The organism is Bacillus sp. PK3_68, assembly GCF_003600835.1.
Classification (GTDB): Bacteria; Bacillota; Bacilli; order Bacillales; family Domibacillaceae; genus Pseudobacillus.
Genome location: NZ_NQYC01000001.1, coordinates 143,660 through 170,566 on the forward strand (window position 1 = coordinate 143,660; position 26,907 = coordinate 170,566).

Consider the following 26,907-nt stretch of genomic DNA (forward strand, 5'->3'; position numbering starts at 1 on the left):
TATCGGCTCTTTGAACAGTTCTTTTTTGTGCGCCTGGGTAAAAAAAAAGTGGCACGTGGAATCATTACAAAGGATAACTGGTCTGCACGTGGATAAGTGAAATAAGCTAAAGAGCCCTAGTGAGCAGTGCTTGAGAAGGATGAATCATCCCTTTGATTTATCGTATCTCCAAGAGGCTGGGGAAATTGAGCAAGAGGGGGAATAATTGGATGATGGTGATTTAAGTGCTTTTCTCCACAATTTTCAACTTAATGAAGAACCCCTTTCACTTTTGGAAAGGGGTTTTTTCGTTATTTTTAAAAGCGTGCTCTGCGATTTGATGGTTCCTCATAAGTTTGTTTGGAAAGCCTTCTACATGTGCTGCCGGTTTATAATTGGAAGCCTATCCTTTTTGTTATATATCCCCGCATTGAATTCGCTTAATTAACTCTTCAAGCCATTTAATTGTATGCTCCGCTTTAGTAGAAACATACCCACCTATAAACTCATTTAACTTTTCTTTATCCTTTTCTATGGAAACATGCTTTTTAAAATCCGCAATATGCTCCCAACGAGCAATATAATTTTTAAGTTTATTTTCTAGTATATCTACTACTTTGTGACGCTCCACATACTTGATATTGGCGAGTCCTACTAGCATGTCACTAATGGCATCCGCTTTTTCAAATAGTTTGTAGATTTTTTTTGGTAGTTCCTCGCGGCCTTTAGAGGTAATGGCGAAGACTTGTTTATCCGGTCGATGCTCTTCTTTTATAATTTCAACCGTTTCAATTAACCCCTGTTTTGCTAACGCTTCAAAATGGTAGTATAACTTACTCTCTGTTAATCCAGCTAGTTTATCCAATGGAATAGGCTCTGAAAGCTCTTTTTTCAACTTATAAGGATAATTATTATCCTCCATCAATTTGCTCAAAATAAAAATTTGGATGGACATTCTCTTTTTTGCTCCTTTAAGAAGAGTTCTCCTCATTTTAGCAAAACTATATGCCAATTTCAGCAGGGGTTTTGGCGCTTTCAGCTTCCGTCATTGTTTTTTGTTGATCTACTGCTGATGATTTATGCAAAAACGCTACAATCGCTATGTTAATTAACAGGGCAACTGCCCCAACAGCAATCATCGACCAGATATACGGATTTGGACTGATGCTGCCATACAGATTCGCAAAATACGATTGAACCGAGTAATACATTGGTGAAATGTAGCTCATCCATTTATATGGCAAGTACATCATATCACGTGTCAATGTGGCGCCATTGGCTAATGTTTGGATCAACAAAATAGGTAAGTTTAATACCATGCCGCCTTCGCCAACCAGGAAGATCAAAATAGCTGTGAAGTTAAAACATACCATATAATTTAAAATTTGTTGGCCTAGTAAACCAAAGAATAGGTCACCGCTCGGTTGGTTGACTAAATAAGCTACTCCTGCAGCAAGGAAGGATGAGACAACAGCAATTAATAATGCGGCTAATTGTACATACAGGAATAATCGTGTTTTACTTGCTTTTCCGCGGCTTGACTTAAATGCGCCTACCAATTGCATAGCTCCGATCATCGCACCAACATAACCGGCCATGGTTAAAAACATGGGCAGCATATTATTATTCATACCATCTGGCATTTTATTGACTGTTACTATATTTCCTACATACGCTGTTTCAATCTTTTTGGCTAATTCAGCAGCTTGCTTTTCAGGGACGTTAAAGTTCATTAGAACGCCTTGAGCGGTTTGCTGCGAGAACTGTTCGCTTAATTGATTATTAATTTCTGTAACAACGGACTTCATAGTGGATGAAACGACAGTTGCTCCCGCTTCATTAATTGTAAAATCGATGCTTGATGCCGTTTTGCCTTTTTGCATATCAGCAGAGAAGGTCTCAGGGATATGTACGACTAAGGCTAAATCATTTTTCTCCAAGTCTTTTAACGCTTGACTGTTCGTTAAATTAGTCTCGATTTTCTTAAATGGTAAATTTTCTTGTAACTGGTCGGCAATCTTTGCTCCATAGGCACCGGTATCCTCATTGATAATGGCAATCGGTAATTTATCGACATTACCTGGTATTGCTGAATAACCAGGCAAGAAGATGCCCAGCATGGCGATTGAATAGAAAATCCCCATGAATATGGCAGCAATGGCCCCTTTTGTTTTTAAAAACTGAGTAAATTTCATAGGCTGCTTTTCCCTTTCTTAAGCTAAATAGGCCTCAAACAAAGTACTTTATTTAAAGTGCTTTGTTTGAAATACTCTACTAGTTTAGTGTGTTCTTTTTATAAAGTCAATTATTTTCTTCTGAATCAATATGTTTAAAAGTCAGTTATATTGAAAATTAGGTAATCATTTAACATAAAGGTTACAATTTGGTTGTTATGTTGATGTAAATCATCGCTCCATCGCGGAAACGGGGCATTTTAAAATAGCAAATATGGGGCAATAGTTTCACAGCATGAGGCTTTAATTGGTGAATTGAGAGAGAAAATTTTCTCATGGATTTCATTGTCGGTATTGTGGAAGTAAATCAGTGGTTCGTTACGGCAAACGAGATGGTCGCTAACAGACAGTTTAATGGTGTTTCTAGAAGCATTTACAGCTTTATTTAGTGTGGTTTCAATTTCTCGGCAAAAGGAAAATGGAAAGTGAGTTGGACAGGAAAAAGCAGATGCTTATCTTGGCAAGTGCTCATAGAACTTGGGAAACCGCAGATAAGTTAAGGCTGAGAAACATGGCATTCTAAATGTAAAGATTACTCATGTTGTTTCATAGAAAATACAAATGCACATAAAAAATGAGCTGGGAAATTATCTCCAAGCTCATGAATTTTACTGTCTGTTTTTTACTAAAGCCTTTGTTAGTAGAAGAGTAACACTAACAAATTATACAAGGAATGAATAATAATTACTGACCAAAGAGAATTACTTTTTTTATATACAAACCCAAATACAATACTCAATACAAAAACGCTTATTATAGAACCCAAAATATTAGGGAATTCAAACAGACCTTTATAAAACCAAATAGGAAAATGGATAGATACAAAAAGTAAAGATGTAATTGTGTTCGCTATCCAGAATCTATAAGAATCTACAAATTTTCTTAATAAAAAACCTCTAAAGACAATTTCCTCGGTTATTCCAACTAACAGAACAGTATTAAGCCATTGGTTAAATCCTATTTGAAAATTAATATTTTTCTCTAAAATAATGACATTAACGACTACAAAATAGGATATGAAGATTATGGATACCCAACCTGTCCATATCAGCCCTTTTTTAATATTATTACGTAATCCTAAAAAGGAAGACGGGTCACTTTTTTCCACAATTTTAACTAAAAATATGACTGGAACAATCCAAACAGCTATTTTAGTGACAGCTGATGCTATAGCTCTGGGAACAGAATCCATCAAATTTAAATATTGAACTAACCACAATTCTCTGATACACCATAGTGTAAAAAATGTTATGAAATATACCCAAATATAATTCTTGTTTGATTTTACACTTACCAAAACAACACTTCCTTTTTCTACTAAACTGCCTCGTTAGTTTAAGTACGTCTCTTCATAATATTCGGATTTATTTTAACATAAATATCCAGTTGGGATTAAGCAAATTTAAATATGTGAAGCGAGTTCTTCATACCATTTTACAATTAATCAACCTTTTCCTTTAACATAGCCTAAGTGAAAATAAAAGAGTCGGAAGAGAATTGGGTAAGTGAGTGTGCCTATTATCATCCATCCAGAAACGATGCAAAATTCACTCCTCTTTAAGTAGTTATTTTTGTAGTTAGAGTACAGGTTTTGTACTTTTATCAAAGTGCATTTGATAGAATATAAATACCATGTCAATCAGGAAGAAACTATATACATTTGATGCATGGGGTAAGTCACTTTGTTCTTTTTTCACTTGCTTTAATGGTGAAACAGGACATATGTGAGAAGAGTTTAAAAGGCAAGGCCATATTGCCTTTTAATTCTTTAATCAGTGGAAAGAGCTTATTATGTCGCACGAAGGAGTGCTTACGAGTGGAAACATTGCTTATTTATCAGAATGATACATCTAATAAATTTTGGAAAATATACGTGTCCGGCAACTCATTTACTGTAACATATGGAAAGGTTGGCACAGGGGGATCGGTAAAAGTAAAAGATTTTGAATCAGAGGCGGCTTGTCAAAAGGAAGCAGAGAGGCTCATTCAATCTAAATTAAAAAAAGGATATGTATGGTCAAGGTCTGCTTATCAAGTAATTAAAGAAAGGGCGATGACAGAAGAGCGGTTTTGGGAGCTGCTCGGGACATCTAAAGAGAAAGGGCAGAGTATAGACGAGCAAATCGAGTGGTTAGTCACCTATTTGTCGAGAAAATCGATCAAGGACATTGTTATGTTTGATTCAATTTTCAATCAGCATTATTACCAATCCTATACATCTGATTTGTGGGCGGCTGCTTACATCGTTATGGGGGGATGTTCAGATGATTGCTTTGATTACTTTAGAGCATGGATACTTTACCTTGGACAAGAGACGTATGAAGAAGCGATTAAGAACCCAGAAACTCTTCTCCCGCATTTTAAGAGATTAGAAGAGCAAGAGGACATTCCGCAGCTGGAGGAACTATTGTATATTGCCAGCTCTGCTTATGAGGAAAAAACAGGACTAGATGATGAGGCGTATTTCAAGGTGTATGATCAATTAGTAAAAGATGATGAAGGTGAACCAGAAATGGAGTTTGACTGGGAGGAGGAGGATGAAGAAGGATTGCGGAAAAAATTCCCTCTGTTGTGGGCAGAGTATGGAGAAAAGCCATTATGAGGATGAGAGAAGATAGTAGTTATGTTGATCCCTCAGGCTACAAATTGCTCTTGCACTAATTTGCATAAAGTGGAAGTCTTTTCAGGCTTCAGAAGAGGGAATAAAAGAGTCGCCCCTAGACGGGAGAATACAATTGTTTGGAGTTTGAGCCACTGACATTCCTTGCGGTAAGTTGGTGGCTGTTTGCATGTGCTCTCTTCAAAATAACAGCCGTCTGGCCTGACTGCACGGACGCCATTTAAAATTAGACGGATGGACTGGGAGATTTAGTCGTTTCTAAAAAAAGGCACCAGAATAAGATAATAGTGCAGGGACAAACTTTTTGAAAGGAGTGAACGTGAATGCCAATTATTAAACCCTTTATGGCTTCGAGAAAGTTTTTCGCTACCATAGGAGACGGGACAGGTACTGGTGCGACCTTTGCCATTGCGGCTACAGCTTTTACTGACGATACGGGAGCAGCTGCCACAGCATTTCCAGGGTCACTTGCTTATTATGTTTTATATATAAATGCTCAGCCGCAAACAGCTGATACTTCAACTCTTACACCTACAGAAATAACGATTCCAGGCGGTGACGTGCTTGATCCGGCCACTCCAATTCTTATTGAAGTTGTAGTTAACTAGCGGGTTTTTATTGAATGGACTAGTTTCCCTTTAGGGAAACTAGTCCATTCAGACTGTAGACAAACTCAATGAAATTCTAGAGTTTGTCTACAGTCCTTTTTATTTTGCTTGTGAATAGGAGCTGTTGATTTCCATTCCAGGCGCTTCGCTTTCCGCGGGGCGGGCGGTGAGCCTCCTCGCCGCGAAAGCGCCTGCGGGGTCTCACCTGTCCCGCTGATCCCGCAGGAGTCTTTGCGCCATCCATTTCAATCAACAGGGGTTACAAAGTTAGAGTAGCCGTACAACCATACCTGTTTTAAAATAAATAGATCAAACGCTTGAGGTGAGAAAGATGCTTTCGAAAAACAATCCAATCCAACGGAATCAAATAGAAATGATCGCTCTAGACCAGCTTGTACCAGAGAATCACCTGGTCCGTAAAATGGAGGCAGCGATGGATTTCTCTTTTATTTATGACTTGGTGGAAGGATTGTATGCGGAAGTGGGCCGCCCAAGCATTGATCCAATTATTTTAATTAAACTAACATTTATCCAATATGCCTTTGGCATTCGATCCATGCGCAAGACGATCGAGGAAGTGGAAACGAATATGGCCTACCGCTGGTTTCTCGGTTATGGATTCCATGATAAAGTGCCGCATTTCTCTACCTTCGGTAAGAACTACGAGCGTCGCTTCAAAGATACCGACCTGTTTGAACAGATCTTCTATCGTATCTTAAAAATAGCTGCCGAGAAAAAGCTCATTAGTGCGGAGCACGTTTTTGTGGATTCCACTCATGTAAAAGCTAGCGCGAATAAGCGTAAATTTGAAAAGAAAATGGTTCGCAAAGAAACACGCGCGTATCAGGAACGCCTCCAAGAAGAGATTAATCAGGACCGAGAGGATCATGGAAAAAAGCCGTTCCCGCCAGATAAGTTCGATAAAGAAGAAACGAAAGAAATCAAGGAAAGTACAACCGATCCGGACAGTGGCTACTACGTTAAAGACGAACGAACCAAACAATTTGCCTATTCCTTTCACGCGGCCGCAGACCGTAAGGGATTCGTAATTGGCACAATGGTCACACCAAGCAACACACATGACAGCCAGATCTTAGAGCCGTTAATGGAGAAAGTGATAGAAAAGGTAGGAAAACCTAAAGCTGTTGGTGCAGATGGAGCTTACAAAACACCTGCCATTGCCAGTTATTTAATGGAAAACGGCATGACACCTGCCTTGCCTTATACACGGCCGCGCACAAAAGAGGGCTTCTTCAGAAAGCATGACTATGTGTACGATGAACATTTTGACTGTTACCTTTGTCCGGCAGGGGAAGTATTGAATTACTCAACGACGAATAAGGAAGGCTATCGTGAATACAGATCACCCAAACAGGTTTGTACCTCCTGCCCTTTTTTAGCTAAATGCACGGAAAGCAGAGATCATCAAAAAGTGGTGACACGCCATATTTGGCAGAAATATATGGAAGAGGCCGACCATCTTCGCCACCACGAAGAAGTTAAAGCGATTTATGCGGAGCGAAAAGAAACGATTGAGCGTGTATTCGCAGATGCAAAAGAAAAGCATGGCATGCGTTGGACAACGTTAAGGGGACTTAAAAAATTGTCGATGCAAGCGATGCTTACTTTCGCTGCCATGAATCTCAAGAAAATGGCCAGCTGGACTTGGCGAGAACCAGAAATGGCTTAAATGATGACCTCGGAGAGGTCTATCTTTCTCTCGAATGGCTTTAAAACTACCGAAAAATCAAAAGGGGTTCGGAATAAGACTATTCCGAACCCCTTTTGTCGACAAACTGAATGGACTAGTTTCCCTTTAGGGAAACTAGTCCATTTTTTATTTTACTATATCCCTTTATTCCTCAAGATAAGAGAGAAGCAGCTATCACTTTTTATCCATTAATGGTTATAAATTGAAGTGTAATCGGTACGCCTTCTGCCGGGGGCTGATCCGTCAATAAAGTTAATTCTCCTGCTTCTACTTTGTAGTCACTCTGAGGTTGGATCATGCCATTGATAAACAAATTGATATAAGAAACTTGGCTCGGTGGCAATATTTCTGTTGTTCCGTATTGCTCTAATCCATCGCTGTTAGTATAAGTAAGTTTTTGTCCATCTGAAAAAGTGAAGTATAGTGAATTTTGTGCAGGAATGGGACTTGGAATAGAGGGGCCAGGAGGACCGGGAGGCCCAGGAGGACCAGGTAATCCCTGTGGTCCGGGCCTTCCTTGAGGGCCGCGTGGCCCAGGAGGACCGGGTTCACTTTTTTCTTCCGAACGTTCAGGAATGGGGCAGGAATAGAAACGAGGCCATGTGCTTCTTGTGTGTTTTTTTTTTCGATAATTGTTGGAACGTGTTCTCTTGCAGTTTATCCCACATTGATAAGGTTTGTTGGGAGGATAAGGATGTTTCCCAGTAGACACCCAATACTTACATGATGGGCTATATCTAGATGAGCATCTACATGATTGATCGCTAAAATGACAGTTTGGGCATAAGTTCAATCAAATCACCTCTTCATTCAGTTACTATATTTTATTAATTACTAGACAAAGTGCCTGTGCTTATAAGCTAGAACAGAATCCTGGCACTTTTGCCGTTTTGGATAGCATTTCCCTTAAATCGGTTTCATTTCTAAGTTCTCAGCCGTGCGCATAGGATGAATCATAGGCAGAGAAGAATTTAACATTAGGAGAATGCGTTATGCCAACTGGAATCATAGAATTATTAATATCTAGGCCTAATACAGCGATAGTAACTAAATCAGGGGATGATTCTAAAGGTTCAATTGGAGGGTCTCCCTTCAAGACGATTAACGGAGCGATAGCAGCCATAAATGCATTAGGTGCTACAGGAATAACGATTCTTGTATTTCCAGGAATGTATGACGAGAAAATAGTGATGCCTCCAGGGAATTCATTAAGGGGTCTCAGTTTATCAACTGTAACGATTCGCCAACAAAATGTAACGGCAAACTCAACCTTAGTAACTATGGGTGAAAATACAAGAGTAGAAGACGTCAGTTTGCTGTTAACTTCCTCCAACCACGTTTCCCTAGTCGGGATCGCTTTTCCTGGAACTACCTCGCAGACCGCTAAATTGCGAACAACGTCCCTAACAGTGGATAACTCTGCTGCTTCAACCACCGGTACATCGAATGTTTATGGAGTTCACTCTTATGGCACAGGAAATCCCCTGGATTATGTAGATGCTGTCAGGTCGTCAGTAGTAGTAGTGAGATCAGCGGGTCTCGGCACAAAACGAGCATTGCTAGTAAACACAACTGCCCATCGGTTTAATTGCCGTGACAATAATTTTTTAGTGACAAGCGCAGGAGGGGCGGTTCATATATAGGTGCGGAAGTCAATCAAATAGGAGCACAACTGGTAATACGGGCATCAACCGTTCAAGGGGTGACAGCTGATATTTCTCAAACAGCGGGAACGCTCACTGTGGGTACGACAAATCTGTTTAATTCCAATGCTAATAATTTAAGTTTCTCTGCTGTCTTACAGCCTTCTACTGTGATTTGGGGAGATCCAGGCAGCTTGCCTAAAGGAGCTACCCGATTTTATCGTCCGGGAACAGCTGCTGTTTCAAGTACGGAAATCTTTATCCGGCTAAGCCAAAAGTGTCTTTTAAAATCATTAAGTATCCGGTCGTTAACCGGGCCGGGAGCTGGCAATACAGATATTTGGACCGTTCGGAGAAATGGTGTTGATACGCTTCTTGCCGTTTCATTAACAGGTACACAAACTGCGAATATCAATAATGCGGCATCCGTTTCTTTCCAGGCAGGGGACAGTCTTTCATTAAAAGTAACGACAAGTGCCGCAACCACTGTGACAGACACCGTTATTCAAGTGGATGTTTTTTAGGCAGCAAACAAAGAACATAAAAATTTGAAAATCGAAGTTGTATCTATTTAACAACCGTTGGATAGGAATAGCGTTTTCTATGTATAAACGGTTTTTCAAATATACACAACAATATAAGGGTAACGAGACGGCAGGCGAAAGTTTTTAAAGTGATAAGCAGATAAAGAAGCCGGAAAACCAATTGGTTGCCGGTCTTCTCTTTTTATAGATGAACGATTTACTCCAATCAGACCTATGACACACAACACGGGTTTTTATGAGAAGCGACCGCAGGGATAGGCTATTTACAATAGTTAAAGAGGATAAAAAGGGCAAAACGGCTTTGACTAAATAAAGTTGAAAGATAGGGAAATATTTTATAAAATTTAGAAAAGCGAAAAGAATTTTATTTTAGTAGCATAATAGGTTGTAATCAGGAAAGGAAGCATATATAATGTCTACTATATAAAAACAAATGTACACTAGAAAAGAACACGGGAGTGAGGAATTGTGAGAGACAACGTAAAAGTAGGTTTATTAGGGTTAGGCACAGTCGGTACAGGGGTTGTAAAGATGATTCAAAATCATCAGGAGCAGCTCATTCATCAAGTAGGATGCCCAGTATCAATTAAAAAAGTACTAGTGAAGAATCCAGACAAAGTTCGGGATGTCGAACTCGATAGCAGCCTCCTCACTACAGATCCGTACGATGTAATTAATGATTCAGAAATCGATGTGATTGTTGAAGTCATCGGTGGAATTGAAGAAACACGCCAGTACATAATTGATGCCTTAAATTTGAAAAAGCAGGTCGTTACTGCTAATAAAGACTTAATCGCTCTTCATGGCTCAGAATTGCAGAAAATCGCTGTGGAAAATGGCTGCGATTTATTCTATGAAGCAAGTGTAGCCGGTGGCATTCCAATCATTAAAGGATTGGCGGATGGCCTGGCTTCTGATAAAATCCAAAAGATGATGGGGATTGTGAACGGAACCACAAACTATATTTTAACGAAGATGACGAAAGACGGTCTTTCTTATGAAACGGCTTTGAAAGATGCCCAAGACTTAGGGTTTGCGGAAGCCGATCCAACATCTGATGTGGAAGGTTTGGATGCAGCACGCAAAATGGCGATTCTCGCCCGTCTTGCTTTCTCTATGGATATTGAGCTGGATGATGTATCCGTAAGCGGCATTTCAAGCGTAACGAAAGACGATTTGAAATATGGCAATATGCTCGGTTACACAATGAAGCTGATCGGCTACGCTGAACAGGAAAATGATCGGGCGGAAGTAAGTGTTCAACCAACATTCTTAGAAAACAATCATCCGCTTGCTTCTGTCCATGACGAATATAACGCTGTTTATGTGTATGGGGAATCCGTCGGTGAAACAATGTTCTACGGTCCGGGAGCGGGAAGCTTACCGACTGCTACTTCTATTGTAAGTGACGTTTTAGCGGTTGTTAAAAATATGCGTCTCGGCGTAAATGGCCGCAGCGTGCTGACACCGCAATTTGACCGTCAATTAAAAGAGGCGGATGAATGTTTCGCTAAATACTTTATCCGTTTACACGTTCGTGATGAAGTAGGTGCTTTTTCCGAACTGACAAAATTATTCTCTAGTCATTCGATTAGCTTCGAAAAAATTCTTCAGTTGCCGCTTGAAGAAGAAGGAGTAGCGGAAATTGTGATTGTTACTCATAAAGCTTCGATGGAAAACTACCAAAATGTATTAACACAAGTAAAAGACCTAGGTGTAGTCAAAGGTGTGGAAAGCTTCTACCGGGTTGAAGGAGAGGGAACAACAAGATGAAATGGGAAGGCTTAATTAAACAATACAAGGAATTTTTGCCGGTAACAGAACAAACACCGGAACTGTCTTTAATGGAAGGGAACACACCGTTGATTCCGCTCCACAACTTGTCTAAAAAGCTTGATATTGATCTTCATGTAAAAACAGAGGGAACTAATCCAACTGGTTCTTTTAAAGACCGCGGCATGGTTATGGCTGTAGCAAAAGCGAAAGAAGAAGGCAGCAACACGGTAATCTGTGCTTCTACCGGCAACACGTCAGCTGCGGCGGCGGCTTATGCAGCCCGTGCGGGAATGCGTGCGATTATCGTTATCCCTGAAGGCAAAATCGCCATGGGAAAACTAGCTCAGGCGATGATGTACGGTGCTGAAATCGTTTCAATCGAAGGAAACTTTGATGATGCGTTAAAAATGGTCCGCAATATTAGCGAGCATTCACCAATTACGCTTGTTAACTCAGTTAACCCATACCGAATTGAAGGCCAAAAGACAGCTGCTTTCGAAATTTGTGATCAGCTTGGCAAAGCGCCGGACGTTTTAGCTATTCCTGTAGGAAATGCCGGTAATATTACAGCTTACTGGAAAGGGTTTAAAGAATATAACGAAAAATTTGGCACAGGTCTTCCAAAAATGCACGGTTTTGAAGCGGAAGGAGCAGCAGCGATCGTGAAAAACATGGTGATCGAACAGCCGGAAACAGTGGCTACAGCGATCCGCATCGGGAATCCGGCAAGCTGGGATAAAGCAGTTGCCGCAAGAGATGAATCTGGCGGTAAAATCGACCTCGTAACAGACGAGGAAATCCTCGCAGCCTTTGAATTAATCACAAAAGAAGAGGGGATTTTTGCAGAGCCGGCTTCTTGTGCATCCATTGCTGGTATTATTAAACATCGTAAATCTGGTGAAATTCCAGCTGGTGCTACGGTTGCGGCTGTCTTAACAGGAAACGGCTTGAAAGATCCACAAACAGCGATTGACCAAATTGCGAAAAAGCCAGTTGTTCTGCCAAATGAAGAAAAAGCTGTGTTTGATTTTATCCAAGGAGTGGTTCGTGCATGAGTACGCCGGTAACAATGAAAGTACCGGCCAGCACGGCCAACCTCGGGCCGGGGTTTGATTCCCTCGGCCTTGCTTTAAATTTATATTTAACATTGGAAATCACGCCAGCTTCTGAATGGCACTTTGAACACCGGTCTCCGATGCTTGCCGGTTTGCCGAATGATAAAACGCATCTCGTTTACCAGGCGGCCGAGAAAACGGCGAATGCTTACGGTGGCACTTTACCGCCTTTGCACATCGTGATGGACAGTGAGATTCCGCTTGCCCGCGGACTTGGCAGCAGCGCAGCAGCTATTGCGGCCGGCATTGAACTGGCAGATCGGTATGCGGATTTGCAGCTGTCTGATCAGGAAAAGCTAAAGATCGGCAATCAAATGGAGGGGCATCCTGATAATATTGGGGCGTCTCTGTTTGGCGGCATGGTCGCAGGCGTTTCGTTCGGCGAAGAAGCTGATATTGTGCAGCTTCCTGTTCCTGATGTAGATGTGGTCGTTCTCATTCCATCTTATGAAGTGAAGACGAGTGATGCACGAAGCGTTCTGCCAGACAGCTTCACGAGACAAGAAGCGGTAGAAGCGAGCGCGGTGGCCAATGTCCTTCTTGCGGCGTTATCTGCTGGCAATTATGAGCTTGCTGGCAAGCTCATGGAGAAAGATCAATTTCATGAGCCTTATCGGTTGCAGTTGATTAAGGAATTGCCGGAAGCGAGAAAGCTTGCACATGAAGCAGGGGCGTATGCCACGGTTATTAGCGGAGCAGGCCCGACAATTTTAACATTTGCGCCAAAAGGAACAGCATCTGATATCCTGTCGGTGTTCCGTGATCAGTTCACGGATTGTGAGGTTAAGCAGCTTGATTTTCATACAGGTCAAATCCAGTATACATAAAGCATAGCTTAACGGACTAAATCCCCGATCGCAGAGAGGAAAACCACTCTGCAATCAGGGGATTTTTGTGTACAAGCGATTTTATACAGATTGTGCCGGTTTGTTATCAAGAGTAACAATTGATTCTTTTGGAAAATAGCATCTTGGCTAAAATTAAGCGCTAAAAAGCCAAGAAGCTGAGAACACGCATCCTACAAGCAGCCGGGCAACAGAGAAAAAAGAGCCGCCGGCTGCATCGACCACAAAGCCAATGGACAGTGGCGCTGCGAATCCAGCGAGCTGCCCGCCAACAGATTTAGGGAAGCGTTTTAACGTAAGTGCATGGATAAGAAGAGTAATCGTCGTTAAGAAGAATGGCAAAATGGATTGATAAATAATAAACACGATTCCACTTTTTAGCAATCAAGTCGTTTGAAAATCTAAGCTTTATTCAAATCTTATTGAAGCTCTCTCACTCTGATCAAAACGATAAAAATCAATTGTATAATCATCATCAGAAGAACTAACTGTTTTGAGCTTGCATCAGTTCATATATCTTACGGGCAGTGTTGACATTTCTTACCGTAATTTGTTTGTATATCTTTGATCCGATGATCTTTGTCTTTCCACTTTTGGTTACATTTTCTTGTCAACCGACCATAGAATCGCGCCGGGGACATATTTCACTGTGTCGATATTTGGTTTAATAACCAGCTTCTCAAGTACCGATTCATCATCGATTTCATCCCATAAAAACATGACATCACTCGTCATGTTTTTATCATTTTTCCATGTGTCAGGAATAGCGTTCATAATTCCTCTGACATCATCGACACTACGAACTACTACTTTAATTTGTAATTGGAAATCATTATAGATTGCTTCTTCCAAAATACGTGATAGTTCAGTTTTTGATAGGCTATTGTGTGAAAAAATAATGTTACCTGTATTGATGTATGTCACTACGTCATTCATCCCGACGTGCTCAAATGTTTGTTTAAGCAGCTTCATGTCAATTTTATTCTTTCCACCCACATTAATCCCCCGCAGAAGAGCAATATAAACCATAACCATCATCCTTTTCACTTTTTATATAAATCTATTACAGTCTTAGTCACTTTTTATTCTCCGCTAATTGCTTCGATTCCTTTTTCTTAATCGCCCTGTTCTTTAATTCAATGGCTCTATTATACTTGAGCGTTGATTTTCATTGCAGGGGCGGTCCGTGAGCCTCGACGTCGTATGTACTTCTACGGGGCTCACAAGGACTCTCTTTTCCGTTACGATCAACAATAGAAAAAACAACCTTTAGCTTTAACAGAGCCTATTAAAAAATTGGTATGAATACATCAAATCGGGCAAGATTTCCGGGGGATGAGTATTTTACCGCCGTTATGTTGAAAAACTCGTACGTTTAATGAAAAATTGTTCACTTAATGAACACACACTCGAAGAGACAGTAGTCTAAACAGGCAGGACATTTTGTCGGTGTGAAGAATATACCCTATACAAATGTGTACGTACGACTCCATAGAAAAAAACTCAATTGCCCATACTGTAAACAATACGCAACCTCTTGATTCCTGTTCGTTTTGTCTCAGAAGTAAAGAAGAAGAGATTAGAAAGTTAGCTATGGGACCAGGAGTCTCTATATGCCGTGAATGTTTGGGAAGTGATTAAATCACATTCTGCTGTAATTTAGATGGTGTTCTGCTTGAATAAGGCAAGGGAAACTTTTAGTTGTACGGGTTTTCCTCTATTCCCATTCAGTTATCGATCATAATATTTAAAATAGCCTAAATAATAAAGAAAGATGGTTGACAATAAATGTGAATCGGTTATAATTGAAATTGAAATTCATTCTCATTACCCCCTCTTTTAATGAGACTGAAGCATTGCTGATATGTGTGAGAAGGCAGTACGTTTAACGTGCTGTCTTTTCTTTTTTATGAAACGGATTGCATCTGCTGGGCTCGTATCGTAATGTTATAAGAGGCTGCTAAGCTCCTGTTAAAGAAAGGAAGGGAAACATGAATAAAAAGGTACAGGGGGATTCCCGTTTCAAAATAGCTAAAAAAGAAGCGTGGATAGGAATCTTGTTAGTCGTTTTTAATTTTATTTGGTGGTACGGTTTTGCATATGGTCTTGGCAGTGGTCCAGCTGAAAATTACAGCTTCATCTTCGGACTTCCAGCTTGGTTTTTTTTCAGCTGTGTAGTAGGCCTTATTGTAATGATTTTTCTCGTAGCCTTTACAGTAAAATACTTCTTTAAAGAAGTACCGTTTGATGAAGAAGGTGAGAAGCGATGAATATGTCGGTAATTTGGCCGCTTGTTGTGTTTCTTGTACTGATTTTTTTAGTTGGGATTTATGCCTCAAGGCATGTGCAAAGTTCGTCCTCATTTATTCAGGAATATTTTTTAGGCAGCCGCGAACTGGGGGGATTTATTCTTGCCATGACGATGGCGGCGACGTATGGAAGTGCCTCCAGTTTTTTGAGTGGTCCTGGAGCCGCTTATAATTATGGGCTTTCCTGGGTGCTGCTGGCGATGAGCCAGGTGGCTACCGGGTATTTTGTTTTGATGATTCTTGGAAAGAAGTTTGCTATCATGGCGAGAAGGTATCAGGCCGTAACCCTTGTGGACTTTTTATTTGCCCGTTATAAAAGTCAGCTTGTTGTTATATTGGCCGCACTCAGCATTATTATTTTCTTATTTTCTGCTATGGTGGCCCAATGGATTGGCGGAGCACGGCTTGTAGAGTCACTTACGGGTCTTTCCTATACTACCGCCTTAATAATTTTCGCAGCCTCTGTCTTAATTTATGTGGTAATTGGCGGATTTCGTGCAGTAGCAATTACTGATATGGTTCAGGGCCTTATTATGGTTGCTGGTACAGTGATTTTATTTGTGGCTGCTTTGAAGGCCGGTGGAGGCATGGAGAAGATTATGATGACTCTCGGAGCAGAAAATCCCAATCTATTAAGCCCCTATGGAAATGATCGCAGTCTAACACCGCTTTATGTTTCATCTTTTTGGGTGTTGGTCGGCATAGGTGTTGTTGGCTTGCCACAAGTAGCTGTCAGAGCAATGAGTTATAAAGACGCCAAGGCCATGCACCGTGCGCTGATTATCGGCACCATCGTGGTAGGGGTGATTATGCTCGGCATGCACTTGATTGGAGTGATGGCGCGCGCAATTATTCCTGGTGTGACAATAGGCGATAAGGTAATGCCTGAACTGGCAATGACCATAATGCCAGACTGGCTGGCCGGCATTGTTCTTGCGGCCCCGATGGCGGCGATTATGTCTACGGTAGATTCTTTGCTTCTGCTCGTATCAAGTGCGGTTGTAAAAGATTTATATTTGCACTTTATTAATAAAGAGGCAGAAGAAAAGAAAGTGAAAAAGCTAAGCTTTATTGTGACGACAATTATTGGAGTGGTTGTTTTTATCGTTGCTCTACAGCCTCCTGATTTAATTATCTGGCTCAATTTATTTTCATTCGGCGGTCTTGAAGCTGTATTTATCTGGCCGGTTGTTTTAGGCTTGTATTGGCAGCGGGCAAACGGAGCAGGAGCAGCATCCGCAATGATTACAGGTATGGTCTCCTATATTCTTTTTAATACGTTTTACCCCAATGCATTTGGGATGCATACAGTGGTTTTGCCCATTTTGTTATCACTTGTCACATTTATAGCGGTCTCTTTATTGAGCGGACGTTCCAATTGGAAGCAGGCCTAGATATAATCTGGGCCTGCTTCTGTTTTTATAATCATGTCAGCCCATTGGCATGCGTCTTGATAACAGGCCAATAATACCCGTTCCTCCATTTGCATTTCATGGCTGATTTCACTGACAGCTGTCCAATGTCCTCTCTCCATTTCCACTATCAAATGAAGCAGCTGAAAAAGTGTCCCGTCTTCAAAGAGAAGGGCTTCTTTTATTTTTTCATCAACCGGCAAATCTTGAAGGAGCACTTCTATTGGCTTATTGATGAAAACGTCAATCATCGAGAGCATGCCTAAGAGAAAAAACAGAGATGAAGGTTCATCGTGAAGGTAGCATAAGGCAAGTAATTCTAACGTTTTTGCCCGCACCAAAGAAACACGGATGACCTCCTCTGAACACATCGAATCAGACGAGCTGAACATCATCACAAACAGCCACTTTTTTAATTCATCAAGACCAATAAGCATAATGGCTTGATGAATCGTTTTTATTTTTTTCTTTGAATAAAAACAGTCCGGTTGAGCAGCTTTAATAACTTATAGGAAAGAGACAAGTCTGCTTCAATAAGTTTGGCTATTTTATAAACGTTAGGTTCGGAACTCATGACTTCATGCAAAATAACAAAGTAGCGTCCTGAAAACTGGGGGATGGATTTAGCGCTGATAATTGTAGGCTCAGCAAAGAAGAATCCTTGGAATAAGTCGAATCCTTCATCCAGCGCTTCTTGTAAATGTTCCCTTGTTTCTACTTTTTCTGCGAGCCATATAAGAGGAAGGCCAGCCATGTCCCGTTTCATTTTGTCTCTCTCAGCTTTGGCCGTATCAAGAAAATCCACCTTGATAATATTCGCATATTGTATCAGTTCCTTATTTTCGTCTCTTAAAAGGAAGTCATCAAGAGCGAGAGTATAGCCTTTTGCCTTTAATTCCTTGCAAGCAGCCTTTATTCCGGCAGTTGTTTCTATTTCTTCTAATAGCTCAATGACAATTTTTTCTGCCGGCAAAATTTCAGGAAAATGCTGCAAAAGCAAATTTTCTGTGAAGTTGATATATACTTGTTTTCCTCTGGAAAGCTTATCGAGTCCAATGTTTAAGAGACTGTTCGCTAATACTTCGATCGTTGCTTCATCACCGTTTATTGACGTTCCAGGATGTTTGCCGTCACTGTCGCGGTAGAGCAGCTCGTAAGCAACTGTTTGTTCTTTTCGATTAAAAATTGGTTGCCTGGCTACATGCACAGTCATTGATCTCACCCCATCTATTACTACTTTGTTCATAACCTATAGGTAAAAAGATACAATCATTAGGAAGATTTGTCTATAAATACCTATAAAAATTTGGAAAATCTATTTTTATCAAAGTGAGACGACCATCAGGCTTATAAAAATAAAAAAATTCAAACAAAGGGTTGACTTTTTATATAAAATTAGAATATGATGTATTACAACAAAACAAAGAACGACTTATAACAAGTGTTGACGAAGAAGAGTAGCTTTAATGAATGCTTCAGAGAGCTGATGGTTGGTGCAAATCAGTGCAAACATTTTAGTGAATGGCCTTCCGAGCTTCCGTACCGAACTCCTTTCGATAGTAGGCTGCGGCGAACGTCTTATCGTTACAAAAGACAGGCATTCAAGCAATAAGCTTCGATGCTCTCAGAGTGGACTGCACGAACCGCAGTCAATAAAGGTGGCACCACGGCTCCCCGTCCTTTGCGATAGGGGGCTTTTTGTGTTTTTTAAATTTATAGGTAAATTCATTGACGAAGAAGAGTAAGTTTGTGACGCGCGCAACAGAGAGCCGGGAAGGTGAGAGCCGGTGCCGCATATCAGGCTGAATGGACTTCGGAGAGGCAGCAGGAAATGGCTGCCCGGCTTCCACCGTTATCAGGACCCGGACGGGATAGAACATTTTCGTCTGGATGAAGAGGAAGCTTTTTAGCTTCAATGCGAGGTGGCACCGCGGTCAATCCGTCCTCCGCAGCAGTGATACATTCACTTGCTGCGGAGGATTTTTTATTTTTATTAAACAATCAAGAGGTGAAAGGGAAATGAAAACAACGGAAAAAATGAATTATAAATTAAGGGAAATGGAAGGCGATATGCTGACGCCGATCATGCTTTATCATCAAATGCAAGGAGAAAAAAAATTTCTGCTTGAAAGCTCCTATAAGCATGAACAAAGTGGTCGGTACTCTTTTCTTGGAATGAATCCAGCAGCTGAATATAAAGCAGTTGGTCAGGAGATAGAACGAATCAATCACCGCACAGGAACGAGTGAATCGTCTTTCGGCCACAGTCTTCATCAATTAAAAGAAATGCTTTCTAACAGAGGAACAGCTGAACAACCTTTCCCTTTCTTTGGGGGCGGGATTGGGTATATCGGGTACGATGTTATGTTTTTAGATGAGCATATCGGTGAATCGCTAGAAGACGAACTGGAAATGCCGGATGTTCACTTTATGTTTTACGATACAATTATCATTTATGACCACTTGTTGCAGAAAGTAACACTTGCCGCAGTTGACCTGTTCGGTGACCGGTCAGAGAAGGAGCTGGAAGAAACGTTATTGAATTTGGAAAATTGCGTAAACGGCGCGAGCCAGCCAAAGCAGACGGAAGTGCTAGATCATCTTTCATTTGCTGGCAATGTGGATAAAGAGCAATTCAGCCAACTGGTTGAAACAGCCAAACAGCATATTATTCGCGGAGACATTTTCCAGGTAGTCCTTTCCCAGCGACTGAAGGCAGCATTCGAGGGCAATCCGTTTTCGCTATACCGGCGTTTACGAACATCCAATCCTTCGCCTTATATGTTTTATATTGATTTTAATGAATATACGGTATTAGGGGCTTCGCCTGAGAGCCTTATACGGATTAATGGTCGGGAAGTTACAACCAACCCAATAGCCGGTACAAGGCCACGAGGAGTAAATGAAGAGGAAGATACAGCGCTAGAACGGGAACTGCTTAATGATGAAAAGGAAATAGCTGAACATCGAATGTTGGTAGATTTAAGCCGTAATGACCTTGGCCGGGTATGTAAAATTGGGAGCGTTCATTTATCTAAATATCAGAAGATTGAAAAATATAAGCATGTCATGCATATTGTCTCGGAAGTAACAGGAGAACTAAAGGAGGAAATTCATCCCCTTGAAGCGCTGTCAGCTTGCCTGCCTGCCGGAACAGTATCGGGTGCGCCAAAAATCCGGGCGATGCAAATTATTAATGACTTAGAGTCAACGAAGCGCGGCTTGTACGCCGGAGCAGTCGGCTATATCTCATCAAATGGTGATCTCGATTTTGCCCTTGCGATCCGGACGATGATTGTGAAAGGCAACCAAGCCTATGTTCAGGCAGGAGCCGGTATCGTGTATGATTCCATTCCGGAAAAAGAATATGAAGAAACAATGCATAAAGCAAAAGCATTGCTGGAGGTAAAATAATGATCCTACTCATTGATAACTACGATTCCTTTACGTATAACTTGTATCAGCAAATCGGTTCTTTAGGAAAAAATGTACGGGTCATCCGCAATGATGAAATGACACTCGCAGAGATTGAAGCCCTTGAACCGGAAGCTATCGTATTATCACCCGGTCCCGGCACACCGGAGGAAGCAGGCATTTGTATCGACGTGGTTCGCAGCTTCTTCCACCGGATTCCGATCCTTGGCATTTGCCTGGGGCACCAGGCGATTGCGGCTGCATTCGGGGCGAAAATCAAGCCCGCAAAAACGATTAAGCACGGAAAAATCTCACTCATTAAGCATAACGGCAAAGGGATGTTTCAGGCGCTAGCTGGCCCAGTTCCTGTCATGCGGTATCATTCGCTTTCTGTTGATCAAGAGTCGCTTCCAGAAAAGCTGGAGGTACTCGCCACATCTGCGGACGATGAAGAAATTATGGCGATTCGCCATCGAGAGTACCCCGTGTACGGGTTGCAATTTCATCCTGAATCCATCGGAACAAAAGCAGGAACGGATATGATTCAGCAATTTTTCCGTCAGTACCGAAAGGAGAAGAACATGAAACAATACTTACTGAAATTGTCCGATCACCAGTCACTGCAGGAAACAGAAATGGAGGCGGCCATTGAAGAAATCCTGCAGGAGGATGCAACAGACAGCGAAATTGCCGCTTTCCTCGTTGCTTTAAAGGCAAAAGGGGAAACGGTGGAAGAGATTGCTGCGCTTGTGAATGTGTTGAGACAAAATGCACTTGGTATAGGGAAGCAACTGCCGGGCGTAATGGACAATTGCGGAACCGGTGGAGATGGCTCGCAAAGCTTTAATATCAGCACGACATCGGCTTTTGTATTAGCAGGTGCGGGAGTAAAAGTAGCGAAGCATGGCAACCGTAGCGTATCGAGCAAAACAGGCAGCGCTGATGTATTAGAGCATCTCGGCATTTCTCTTGATTACTTAGAAGGGGAAACAGATGAGCTTCTGGAAGAGAACGGCATCGCCTTTTTATTCGCGCCCCACGTTCATCCGAGATTAAAAAAGATTATGAAAGTCCGCCGGGATTTAAAAATTCCAACGGTTTTTAACTTAATCGGTCCATTAACAAATCCGGTCCATCTTGATACCCAACTGCTCGGTATTTATCGCCGGGATATGCTGGAGATGATGGCCAACGTGCTGAATCGTCTTGGAAGAAAGCGAGCGGTTGTGCTAAATGGAGCAGGTTTTATGGATGAAGCTTCTTTAGCAGGGGAAAATCATTTGATTTTACTTGAATCAGGGGAGACGAAAAAAATGATCGTCACACCAGAAGAAGTTGGACTCCCTGTTTATGGTCTAGAGGCGATCCGCGGCGGCGAAGCAAAAGAAAATGCCGAAATTTTAAAAAGCATTCTGGAAGGGGAAAAAGGAGCAAGACGCGATACCGTTCTCTTAAATGCCGGCATTGGCTTGTTCGCTAATGGCAAAGCAAAAACCATTCAAGAAGGAATCGAGCTAGCGAGAGAAAGCATTGATTCAGGTGCAGCCTTATCAAAATTACAGTATTTAATTGACTATTCAAAACAGCGGCAGAAAGTGAGGATCCCAGTATGAGTGCAACCATTTTAGATAAAATTCTGGCTAAGAAACAGGAGGAAGTCGAGCGATTGAAGCAGACTTTCCAGGTGAGTATACCAAAAGAGAAACAGGAAAAACGATCTTTATATACCCGTTTTTATGAATCTAAAAAAATGAACATTATTTCTGAGATTAAAAGGGCCTCCCCTTCTAAAGGAGATATTCATCCAGACGTTGATCCTGTTCGGCAGGCGAAAGAATATGAACAAGGCGGCGCTAATGCCATATCTGTTTTAACAGATGAACCTTTCTTTAAAGGCACGATGAGCGATTTGGAAGCGGTGCGACAGAACGTGACGGTTCCAGTATTATGCAAGGATTTTATGATTGATGCTATCCAGATTGACCGGGCAAAAGCAGCAGGTGCAGATATTATTTTACTGATCGCAGCCGCTCTCCAGCAAGAACAGCTGACAAGCCTCTACTCGTATGCTAAGGAGCAGGAGCTCGATGTGTTGCTTGAAGTTCACAATGAAGAAGAGATGGAGCGGGCTCTTCTCATTGATGCCGATGTCATTGGTATTAACAATCGTGATTTAAAAAGCTTCGTGGTCGATCTGGGAGTGACTGAGCGGCTATTGCAGTCTTATTGGCATCCTGAAAAGGTGTTTATTGCCGAAAGCGGCATCCGCACAGCTGCTGATGTAGAAAGAGTAAAAGCGGCGGGAGCCAAAGGCATTTTGGTCGGCGAAACCTTTATGAGAAGTGCAAATATCGGCCAAACATTCCGTGAATTGAAAATCAGCTTGTGAGGTGACGAGTATGAAAGTAAAAATATGCGGCGTCCAGGATGTGAAGACCGCTCTATACGCAAAGCAAATTGGAACAGATGCAATTGGCTTTGTGTTCGCAAAGAGCAAGCGCCAGCTGTCAGCTGAACAGGCGAAAGGCATTGCTGCTGGTCTGGGGAAAGGTCCGTTAAAAGTCGGGGTCTTCGTGAATGAGGAATTAGAGAAAATAGAATCCATTGCCGATCAGGCTTCACTCGATGTGATTCAGCTCCATGGTGATGAACCGCCTGAATTTGCGAAAAGTCTGCGATTACCGGTGATTAAAGCATTCAGCTTTGAAAAAGGGGCGAAACTTTCAGATATGCTGAGCTATCCAGCAGACTTTATTTTGCTTGATAGTCCGGCCGGCCCTTACCGGGGCGGCAACGGGACATCTTTTGACTGGACGCTTTTAGAAAAAGAATCTTTTGATCGTTCCCGTCTGATTTTAGCTGGGGGACTAAACACGGAAAATGTAGAAGAAGCGATTGGAACGGTCCGTCCGTTTGCCGTAGATGTCTCAAGTGGAGTGGAAACAGACGGAGTAAAGGACCGGGAAAAAATAAAACAGTTTATTCAAACAGTGAAGGGAGTAACGAAAGATGACTACATATGTACAACCAGATGAGCGAGGGCACTTCGGACCATTTGGCGGCCGTTATGTACCGGAAACATTAATGCAGGCGGTTCTTGAATTAGAGGAAGCTTATCAGGAAGCAATGCAAGATCCTGCATTTTTACAGGAGCTCAATGACTATTTAACAGATTACATTGGCCGGGAAAACCCGCTTTATTTTGCCCGGAATTTAACCGAAAAGCTGGGCGGGGCGAAAATTTATTTAAAACGAGAAGATTTAAATCATACCGGCGCCCACAAAATTAACAATACGATCGGGCAGGCGCTGTTAGCGGTGCGCATGGGGAAAAAGAAAGTCGTCGCAGAAACAGGTGCCGGTCAGCACGGCGTGGCAACAGCGACGGTGAGCGCATTGCTGAATTTAGAATGCGTCATTTTTATGGGAGAAGAAGATATTCGCCGTCAAAAGCTGAATGTATTCCGGATGGAGCTGTTAGGGGCGAAGGTGGTCAGTGTGACCCAGGGAAGCGGCACGTTGAAAGATGCGGTCAATGAAGCGTTGCGCTACTGGGTAGCTAATGTGGAGGACACTCACTATATTATGGGGTCTGTTCTTGGACCGCATCCGTTCCCGCAGATCGTTCGTGATTTTCAAAGTGTCATTGGCAAGGAAACGAAAGAGCAGATGTTGGAAAAAGAAGGAAAGCTTCCAGATGCAGTTGTGGCTTGTGTGGGCGGTGGCAGCAACGCAATGGGCATGTTTTATCCGTTTATTAATGATGAAAGTGTAAAGATGTATGGGGTAGAAGCTGCCGGAAATGGTGTGGATACGGAAGAGCATGCTGCTTCGCTGACGAAAGGAAAGATCGGCGTCCTGCACGGCAGTAAAATGTACCTTCTCCAAGATGAGGCCGGCCAAATCCAAGAGGCGCACTCTATCTCAGCGGGGCTGGATTACCCAGGTGTCGGACCGGAACACAGCCTGTTAAAAGAAATCGGCCGGGTCGAATACACATCGATAACTGATGAAGAAGCACTGGAAGGGTTCAAGCTGCTGACGCAAACAGAAGGGATTATTCCAGCACTGGAAAGCTCGCATGCGATCGCCTATGCTGCGAAGCTCGCAAAAAAGATGGAGAAAGACGAATGTATCGCTGTTTGTTTATCTGGCAGAGGGGACAAAGATGTAGAAGCCATTCAAGCAAGATTAGGAGGCAAAGAACATGAGTAAATTCAAGCTAGAAAAAGCTTTTCAAACCGTACAAGAAAAAGACCATAAAGCCTTTATTTCTTATATTATGGCTGGGGACGGCGGACTCGATGCTTTGAAGGACCAGCTTCTTTATTTACAGGAAGCAGGTGTTACCGCGGCAGAAATCGGCATTCCTTTTTCTGATCCGGTCGCCGACGGCCCTGTTATTCAGGAAGCTGGAAAGCGGGCGTTAGCACATGGGGTAACGTTGAAGAGGGTGTTGGAGTATTTAACCATTCATCAAGATTCTTTTACGATCCCAATCATTTTGATGACGTATTTGAACCCAGTCTTTCAATACGGGGCTGAAGCGTTTGCTGAAGATAGCCGCAAAGCAGGAGTATCCGGTGTGATCATTCCCGATATGCCAATTGAAGAAGAAGGAGAAGTAAGTGAAGCACTGAAGCAGAAGGATCTTGCGTTAATCCGTTTAGCTACCTTGACGAGTCCTGAAGACAGGATCGCTAAAATTGCAGATGGAGCGGAGGGCTTTATTTATGCAGTAACAGTAAAGGGAACAACAGGTGTCCGCGCAAGCTACCAGGATGATGTCGCGTCTTATTTGCAGCGTATTAAATCAAAAAGCGCGGTTCCCGTACTAGCCGGATTCGGCGTATCTTCAAAAGAACAAGCAGAGGAACTTGGCCAGTATTGTGATGGGGTCATTGTCGGCAGTAAAATCGTTGAATTGTTCCATGAAGGAAAAAAAGAGGAAATCAAACAATTGATTCCTCACGCTACGGTTAAAGTGAATTAATGAAGAGAAGTATTCTACTAATGTAGAGAAATGATAGGGAATCGAGTGTGAGACTTTAACGGTTTCACACTCGATTCTTGTTGTAATACGACATGTTTTTAGCAGTTTAAAATAAATTTATTTCTCATCTTAAAATCTAATAAAGAGATTTAAAGCGGTCATCATCGAAAAAGTCAAATTTAAGCGAAAAGACCCCTTTCAAAATCCTCATGAATTTCAAGTTATTGTCATGTTATAGTAAATCTAGAAGTAAAAATTATATTATTTTGAGAATTTAGAGACTGTTCTTAGTCATCCTCTCACTGTAATAGAAGGGAGGTACCACAAGATATGTCATCAAATCATACAGCAACCATGTTAAAAACCCTGAAGGAATACCAGAACTGTGAAATATCATTAACTTTTACAAGTAATAGTGGCACACCTCTATTATTCGTAAGCTACCAGAACAATAGCTACCAAATAACATATCTTACAAACCTCATGATTGAAACTTATGAAACCATTGAATCTACAATTTCAGCTGTTGATAAAGCTATGCAATCTGATTTATGAGAAACCTCTGATTTTAATTAGGGGTTTTTATTTTGCAATCTACAGCATTTATTCGATTCTTTTGCCGATAGCCGCGCTACAATAAAGCATGAGTTGATCATTAAAGGGATAGTTAGAACAGGAAATTCAAGAACAATGAACATTCCATATAAAATTTAGTTTTACGTAAGGGAGGGAAAGAATGAAGCACGTATTAGTAGTAGGTGGAACGGGGATGCTTGCAGGAGTATCACTTTGGCTATTAGATAACGGCTATCATGTATCCATCCTCGCAAGAAATGCTGGGCGCATGAAATCATTAATAGAAAGAACAGGTTTAAAAAGCTATGTAACACCTATACTAGTTGATTATCACAATGAATATGAATTAAGAAAGAAAGTAAAGGCAACCATTAAGCAAAACGGAGATATCGATATGGTAGTCGCTTGGATTCACTCGACTGCTGAACGTGCACTTGAGCTCATAGTAAAAGAGGTTTCTGCCAATGAGAATAAATGGGAACTATTTCATATTTTAGGCAGCAGTTCGGATGCGGATAAAATCAAGAGAAAGCGTCCTTTAGCTGATAGTTACTTTTATCATCAAGTTCAATTAGGTTTTATCGATGAAGGCAGTCATTCAAGATGGTTAACAAATGAGGAGATTTCTAAAGGTGTAATTGAAGCTGTAAAGAAGAAAGAAAAACTACTAACCATTGGTCAAATTGAGCCTTGGGAAAGACGGCCTTGATAAAGTGAGATTGCTTTTATGGTAGAATATGTATATCGAAAGATAGAATGGTGGAGATTCTATGTATACATACGATTCATTTGAAACTATGGGAGCATTCACTTTATTGCGGCCTGTCTTTATTACTTTAATTGTGGCAATGTTGTTTCTATTTCTTATCGCGCTGCTTCCTTCTTTAAGAAGAAAGGTTCATCATTTATTCGTGATGGGAGGATCGGTCGTTTTAGTCATTGTATCTGCTCAACTGTTATATTATGACGCAATTATCGTTGATGAGCTCGGTTTAGGGGGAGATGAAATAACGACCTATCTGTTCTTGATAATTGTTATCTTTAGTGTGATGAATTCTATCATCTTTTATGTTGGGCAGAAACGCTCAGAACGATGATAAACGAGTCTTGTACGATCCTAATATGTA

At 41.6% G+C, this 26,907-nt stretch carries 24 protein-coding genes, 3 pseudogenes and 2 other annotated features; of the genes and pseudogenes, 19 read left to right on the forward strand and 8 right to left on the reverse strand.

Annotated elements, in window-relative coordinates; translation table 11 throughout:
* Nucleotides 1-394 precede the first annotated feature (394 nt).
* Both CJ483_RS00645 and CJ483_RS00650 read right to left on the reverse strand, forming a co-directional pair.
* Nucleotides 395-934, reverse strand: a complete 540-nt coding sequence (locus tag CJ483_RS00645) for a PadR family transcriptional regulator (protein WP_120031000.1) — start codon at nt 932-934, stop codon at nt 395-397.
* 46 nt (nt 935-980) lie between these two features.
* Nucleotides 981-2,174 (reverse strand): YhgE/Pip domain-containing protein, encoded by a 1,194-nt coding sequence (locus tag CJ483_RS00650; protein WP_120031001.1) that lies wholly within the window; start codon nt 2,172-2,174, stop codon nt 981-983.
* Nucleotides 2,175-2,560: 386 nt separating this feature from the next.
* Between CJ483_RS00650 and CJ483_RS00655 the strand changes: the two are divergent.
* A pseudogene (locus tag CJ483_RS00655) lies at nt 2,561-2,736 on the forward strand (IS1595-like element ISSpps1 family transposase); the annotation flags it as partial.
* 114 nt (nt 2,737-2,850) lie between these two features.
* Here the strand turns inward: CJ483_RS00655 and CJ483_RS00660 are convergent.
* Nucleotides 2,851-3,510, reverse strand: a complete 660-nt coding sequence (locus tag CJ483_RS00660) for a CPBP family intramembrane glutamic endopeptidase (RefSeq protein ID WP_120031003.1) — start codon at nt 3,508-3,510, stop codon at nt 2,851-2,853.
* 519 nt (nt 3,511-4,029) lie between these two features.
* Between CJ483_RS00660 and CJ483_RS00665 the strand changes: the two genes are divergently transcribed.
* The 3 genes from CJ483_RS00665 to CJ483_RS00675 all read left to right on the forward strand — a co-directional run bounded on the left by CJ483_RS00665 (nt 4,030) and on the right by CJ483_RS00675 (nt 7,131).
* Entirely contained in the window at nt 4,030-4,815 is a 786-nt protein-coding gene (locus CJ483_RS00665; protein WP_120031006.1) for a DUF4240 domain-containing protein, read from the forward strand.
* A gap of 341 nt (nt 4,816-5,156) precedes the next feature.
* Entirely contained in the window at nt 5,157-5,441 is a 285-nt protein-coding gene (locus CJ483_RS00670) for a DUF4183 domain-containing protein (protein ID WP_120031008.1), read from the forward strand.
* 331 nt (nt 5,442-5,772) lie between these two features.
* Nucleotides 5,773-7,131: an IS1182 family transposase gene (locus CJ483_RS00675; RefSeq protein WP_120031010.1), complete on the forward strand. Its 1,359-nt coding sequence runs from the start codon at nt 5,773-5,775 to the stop codon at nt 7,129-7,131.
* A gap of 202 nt (nt 7,132-7,333) precedes the next feature.
* Here CJ483_RS00675 and CJ483_RS00680 read toward each other — a convergent pair whose 3' ends face one another.
* On the reverse strand, nt 7,334-7,864 hold the full coding sequence (locus CJ483_RS00680; RefSeq protein WP_259455520.1) for a DUF4183 domain-containing protein: 531 nt from the start codon (nt 7,862-7,864) through the stop codon (nt 7,334-7,336).
* Nucleotides 7,865-8,144: 280 nt separating this feature from the next.
* Between CJ483_RS00680 and CJ483_RS25430 the strand changes: the two are divergent.
* From CJ483_RS25430 to thrB, 4 genes and pseudogenes are all read left to right on the forward strand, one after another.
* Nucleotides 8,145-9,319: pseudogene (locus CJ483_RS25430) on the forward strand (hypothetical protein).
* A gap of 489 nt (nt 9,320-9,808) precedes the next feature.
* Nucleotides 9,809-11,113, forward strand: a complete 1,305-nt coding sequence (locus CJ483_RS00690) for a homoserine dehydrogenase (protein WP_120031014.1) — start codon at nt 9,809-9,811, stop codon at nt 11,111-11,113.
* Nucleotides 11,110-12,171, forward strand: a complete 1,062-nt coding sequence (thrC, locus tag CJ483_RS00695) for a threonine synthase (RefSeq protein WP_120031016.1) — start codon at nt 11,110-11,112, stop codon at nt 12,169-12,171. Before CJ483_RS00690 ends, thrC begins: the two co-directional genes overlap by 4 nt.
* Complete coding sequence (gene thrB / locus CJ483_RS00700; protein ID WP_120031018.1) at nt 12,168-13,058, forward strand: homoserine kinase; 891 nt, start codon at nt 12,168-12,170, stop codon at nt 13,056-13,058. Before thrC ends, thrB begins: the two co-directional genes overlap by 4 nt.
* Nucleotides 13,059-13,211: 153 nt before the next feature.
* Here the strand turns inward: thrB and CJ483_RS00705 are convergent, their stop codons facing one another.
* Together CJ483_RS00705 and CJ483_RS00710 are read right to left on the reverse strand one after the other, a co-directional pair.
* Complete coding sequence (locus tag CJ483_RS00705) at nt 13,212-13,442, reverse strand: hypothetical protein (RefSeq protein ID WP_120031020.1); 231 nt, start codon at nt 13,440-13,442, stop codon at nt 13,212-13,214.
* Nucleotides 13,443-13,560: 118 nt separating this feature from the next.
* A pseudogene (locus tag CJ483_RS00710) lies at nt 13,561-14,105 on the reverse strand (DUF1697 domain-containing protein).
* Nucleotides 14,106-14,549: 444 nt separating this feature from the next.
* On the opposite strand from CJ483_RS00710, the gene CJ483_RS00715 reads away from it, so the two are divergent.
* The 3 genes from CJ483_RS00715 to panF all read left to right on the forward strand — a co-directional run bounded on the left by CJ483_RS00715 (nt 14,550) and on the right by panF (nt 16,779).
* Nucleotides 14,550-14,717 (forward strand): ClpX C4-type zinc finger protein, encoded by a 168-nt coding sequence (locus CJ483_RS00715; RefSeq protein ID WP_120031022.1) that lies wholly within the window; start codon nt 14,550-14,552, stop codon nt 14,715-14,717.
* Nucleotides 14,718-15,067: 350 nt separating this feature from the next.
* Nucleotides 15,068-15,346 (forward strand): YhdT family protein, encoded by a 279-nt coding sequence (locus tag CJ483_RS00720; protein WP_120031024.1) that lies wholly within the window; start codon nt 15,068-15,070, stop codon nt 15,344-15,346.
* Nucleotides 15,343-16,779 (forward strand): sodium/pantothenate symporter, encoded by a 1,437-nt coding sequence (gene panF / locus CJ483_RS00725; RefSeq protein WP_120031026.1) that lies wholly within the window; start codon nt 15,343-15,345, stop codon nt 16,777-16,779. Before CJ483_RS00720 ends, panF begins: the two co-directional genes overlap by 4 nt.
* Here panF and CJ483_RS00730 read toward each other — a convergent pair.
* Both CJ483_RS00730 and CJ483_RS00735 read right to left on the reverse strand, forming a co-directional pair.
* On the reverse strand, nt 16,776-17,234 hold the full coding sequence (locus CJ483_RS00730) for a YuxH family protein (RefSeq protein ID WP_120031028.1): 459 nt from the start codon (nt 17,232-17,234) through the stop codon (nt 16,776-16,778). The genes panF and CJ483_RS00730 overlap by 4 nt on opposite strands.
* A gap of 20 nt (nt 17,235-17,254) precedes the next feature.
* Nucleotides 17,255-18,010, reverse strand: a complete 756-nt coding sequence (locus CJ483_RS00735; protein WP_182916917.1) for an EAL and HDOD domain-containing protein — start codon at nt 18,008-18,010, stop codon at nt 17,255-17,257.
* Between the two features lie 222 nt (nt 18,011-18,232).
* Nucleotides 18,233-18,482, forward strand: a binding site (T-box leader).
* Nucleotides 18,483-18,516: 34 nt separating this feature from the next.
* Nucleotides 18,517-18,747, forward strand: a binding site (T-box leader).
* A gap of 69 nt (nt 18,748-18,816) precedes the next feature.
* Here CJ483_RS00735 and trpE point away from each other — a divergent pair.
* From trpE to CJ483_RS00785, 8 genes are all read left to right on the forward strand, one after another.
* Nucleotides 18,817-20,211: an anthranilate synthase component I gene (gene trpE, locus CJ483_RS00745; RefSeq protein WP_120031034.1), complete on the forward strand. Its 1,395-nt coding sequence runs from the start codon at nt 18,817-18,819 to the stop codon at nt 20,209-20,211.
* The gene (locus CJ483_RS00750; RefSeq protein WP_120031036.1) at nt 20,211-21,824 is read left to right on the forward strand and encodes a bifunctional anthranilate synthase component II/anthranilate phosphoribosyltransferase; all 1,614 of its coding nucleotides are present in this window, start codon (nt 20,211-20,213) and stop codon (nt 21,822-21,824) included. The genes trpE and CJ483_RS00750 overlap by 1 nt, the downstream gene beginning before the upstream one ends.
* Complete coding sequence (gene trpC / locus CJ483_RS00755) at nt 21,821-22,600, forward strand: indole-3-glycerol phosphate synthase TrpC (protein WP_120031038.1); 780 nt, start codon at nt 21,821-21,823, stop codon at nt 22,598-22,600. The genes CJ483_RS00750 and trpC overlap by 4 nt, the downstream gene beginning before the upstream one ends.
* 10 nt (nt 22,601-22,610) lie before the next feature.
* The gene (locus CJ483_RS00760; RefSeq protein ID WP_120031041.1) at nt 22,611-23,246 is read left to right on the forward strand and encodes a phosphoribosylanthranilate isomerase; all 636 of its coding nucleotides are present in this window, start codon (nt 22,611-22,613) and stop codon (nt 23,244-23,246) included.
* Nucleotides 23,221-24,426, forward strand: a complete 1,206-nt coding sequence (gene trpB, locus CJ483_RS00765; protein WP_120031043.1) for a tryptophan synthase subunit beta — start codon at nt 23,221-23,223, stop codon at nt 24,424-24,426. The genes CJ483_RS00760 and trpB overlap by 26 nt, the downstream gene beginning before the upstream one ends.
* Nucleotides 24,419-25,204 carry a tryptophan synthase subunit alpha gene (trpA, locus tag CJ483_RS00770; protein WP_120031045.1) on the forward strand — a complete coding sequence of 262 codons (786 nt, stop codon included), beginning with the start codon at nt 24,419-24,421 and terminating at the stop codon, nt 25,202-25,204. Before trpB ends, trpA begins: the two co-directional genes overlap by 8 nt.
* A 736-nt stretch (nt 25,205-25,940) precedes the next feature.
* Nucleotides 25,941-26,489 (forward strand): short-chain dehydrogenase, encoded by a 549-nt coding sequence (locus CJ483_RS00780; protein WP_120031049.1) that lies wholly within the window; start codon nt 25,941-25,943, stop codon nt 26,487-26,489.
* A gap of 61 nt (nt 26,490-26,550) precedes the next feature.
* Entirely contained in the window at nt 26,551-26,877 is a 327-nt protein-coding gene (locus CJ483_RS00785) for a hypothetical protein (protein ID WP_120031051.1), read from the forward strand.
* Nucleotides 26,878-26,907 lie beyond the last annotated feature (30 nt).

Bases quoted from the DNA above. Each gene is read 5' to 3' on its own strand.
- CJ483_RS00645 (WP_120031000.1), bottom strand. From the start codon at position 934: ATGTCCATCCAAATTTTTATTTTGAGCAAATTGATGGAGGATAATAAT.
- CJ483_RS00650 (WP_120031001.1), bottom strand. From the start codon at position 2,174: ATGAAATTTACTCAGTTTTTAAAAACAAAAGGGGCCATTGCTGCCATA.
- CJ483_RS00670 (WP_120031008.1), top strand. From the start codon at position 5,157: ATGCCAATTATTAAACCCTTTATGGCTTCGAGAAAGTTTTTCGCTACC.
- CJ483_RS00675 (WP_120031010.1), top strand. From the start codon at position 5,773: ATGCTTTCGAAAAACAATCCAATCCAACGGAATCAAATAGAAATGATC.
- thrC (WP_120031016.1), top strand. From the start codon at position 11,110: ATGAAATGGGAAGGCTTAATTAAACAATACAAGGAATTTTTGCCGGTA.
- thrB (WP_120031018.1), top strand. From the start codon at position 12,168: ATGAGTACGCCGGTAACAATGAAAGTACCGGCCAGCACGGCCAACCTC.
- CJ483_RS00715 (WP_120031022.1), top strand. From the start codon at position 14,550: ATGTGTACGTACGACTCCATAGAAAAAAACTCAATTGCCCATACTGTA.
- CJ483_RS00720 (WP_120031024.1), top strand. From the start codon at position 15,068: ATGAATAAAAAGGTACAGGGGGATTCCCGTTTCAAAATAGCTAAAAAA.
- panF (WP_120031026.1), top strand. From the start codon at position 15,343: ATGAATATGTCGGTAATTTGGCCGCTTGTTGTGTTTCTTGTACTGATT.
- CJ483_RS00730 (WP_120031028.1), bottom strand. From the start codon at position 17,234: ATGCTTATTGGTCTTGATGAATTAAAAAAGTGGCTGTTTGTGATGATG.
- CJ483_RS00735 (WP_182916917.1), bottom strand. From the start codon at position 18,010: ATGACTGTGCATGTAGCCAGGCAACCAATTTTTAATCGAAAAGAACAA.
- trpE (WP_120031034.1), top strand. From the start codon at position 18,817: ATGAAAACAACGGAAAAAATGAATTATAAATTAAGGGAAATGGAAGGC.
- CJ483_RS00750 (WP_120031036.1), top strand. From the start codon at position 20,211: ATGATCCTACTCATTGATAACTACGATTCCTTTACGTATAACTTGTAT.
- trpC (WP_120031038.1), top strand. From the start codon at position 21,821: ATGAGTGCAACCATTTTAGATAAAATTCTGGCTAAGAAACAGGAGGAA.
- CJ483_RS00760 (WP_120031041.1), top strand. From the start codon at position 22,611: ATGAAAGTAAAAATATGCGGCGTCCAGGATGTGAAGACCGCTCTATAC.
- trpB (WP_120031043.1), top strand. From the start codon at position 23,221: ATGACTACATATGTACAACCAGATGAGCGAGGGCACTTCGGACCATTT.
- trpA (WP_120031045.1), top strand. From the start codon at position 24,419: ATGAGTAAATTCAAGCTAGAAAAAGCTTTTCAAACCGTACAAGAAAAA.
- CJ483_RS00780 (WP_120031049.1), top strand. From the start codon at position 25,941: ATGAAGCACGTATTAGTAGTAGGTGGAACGGGGATGCTTGCAGGAGTA.
- CJ483_RS00785 (WP_120031051.1), top strand. From the start codon at position 26,551: ATGTATACATACGATTCATTTGAAACTATGGGAGCATTCACTTTATTG.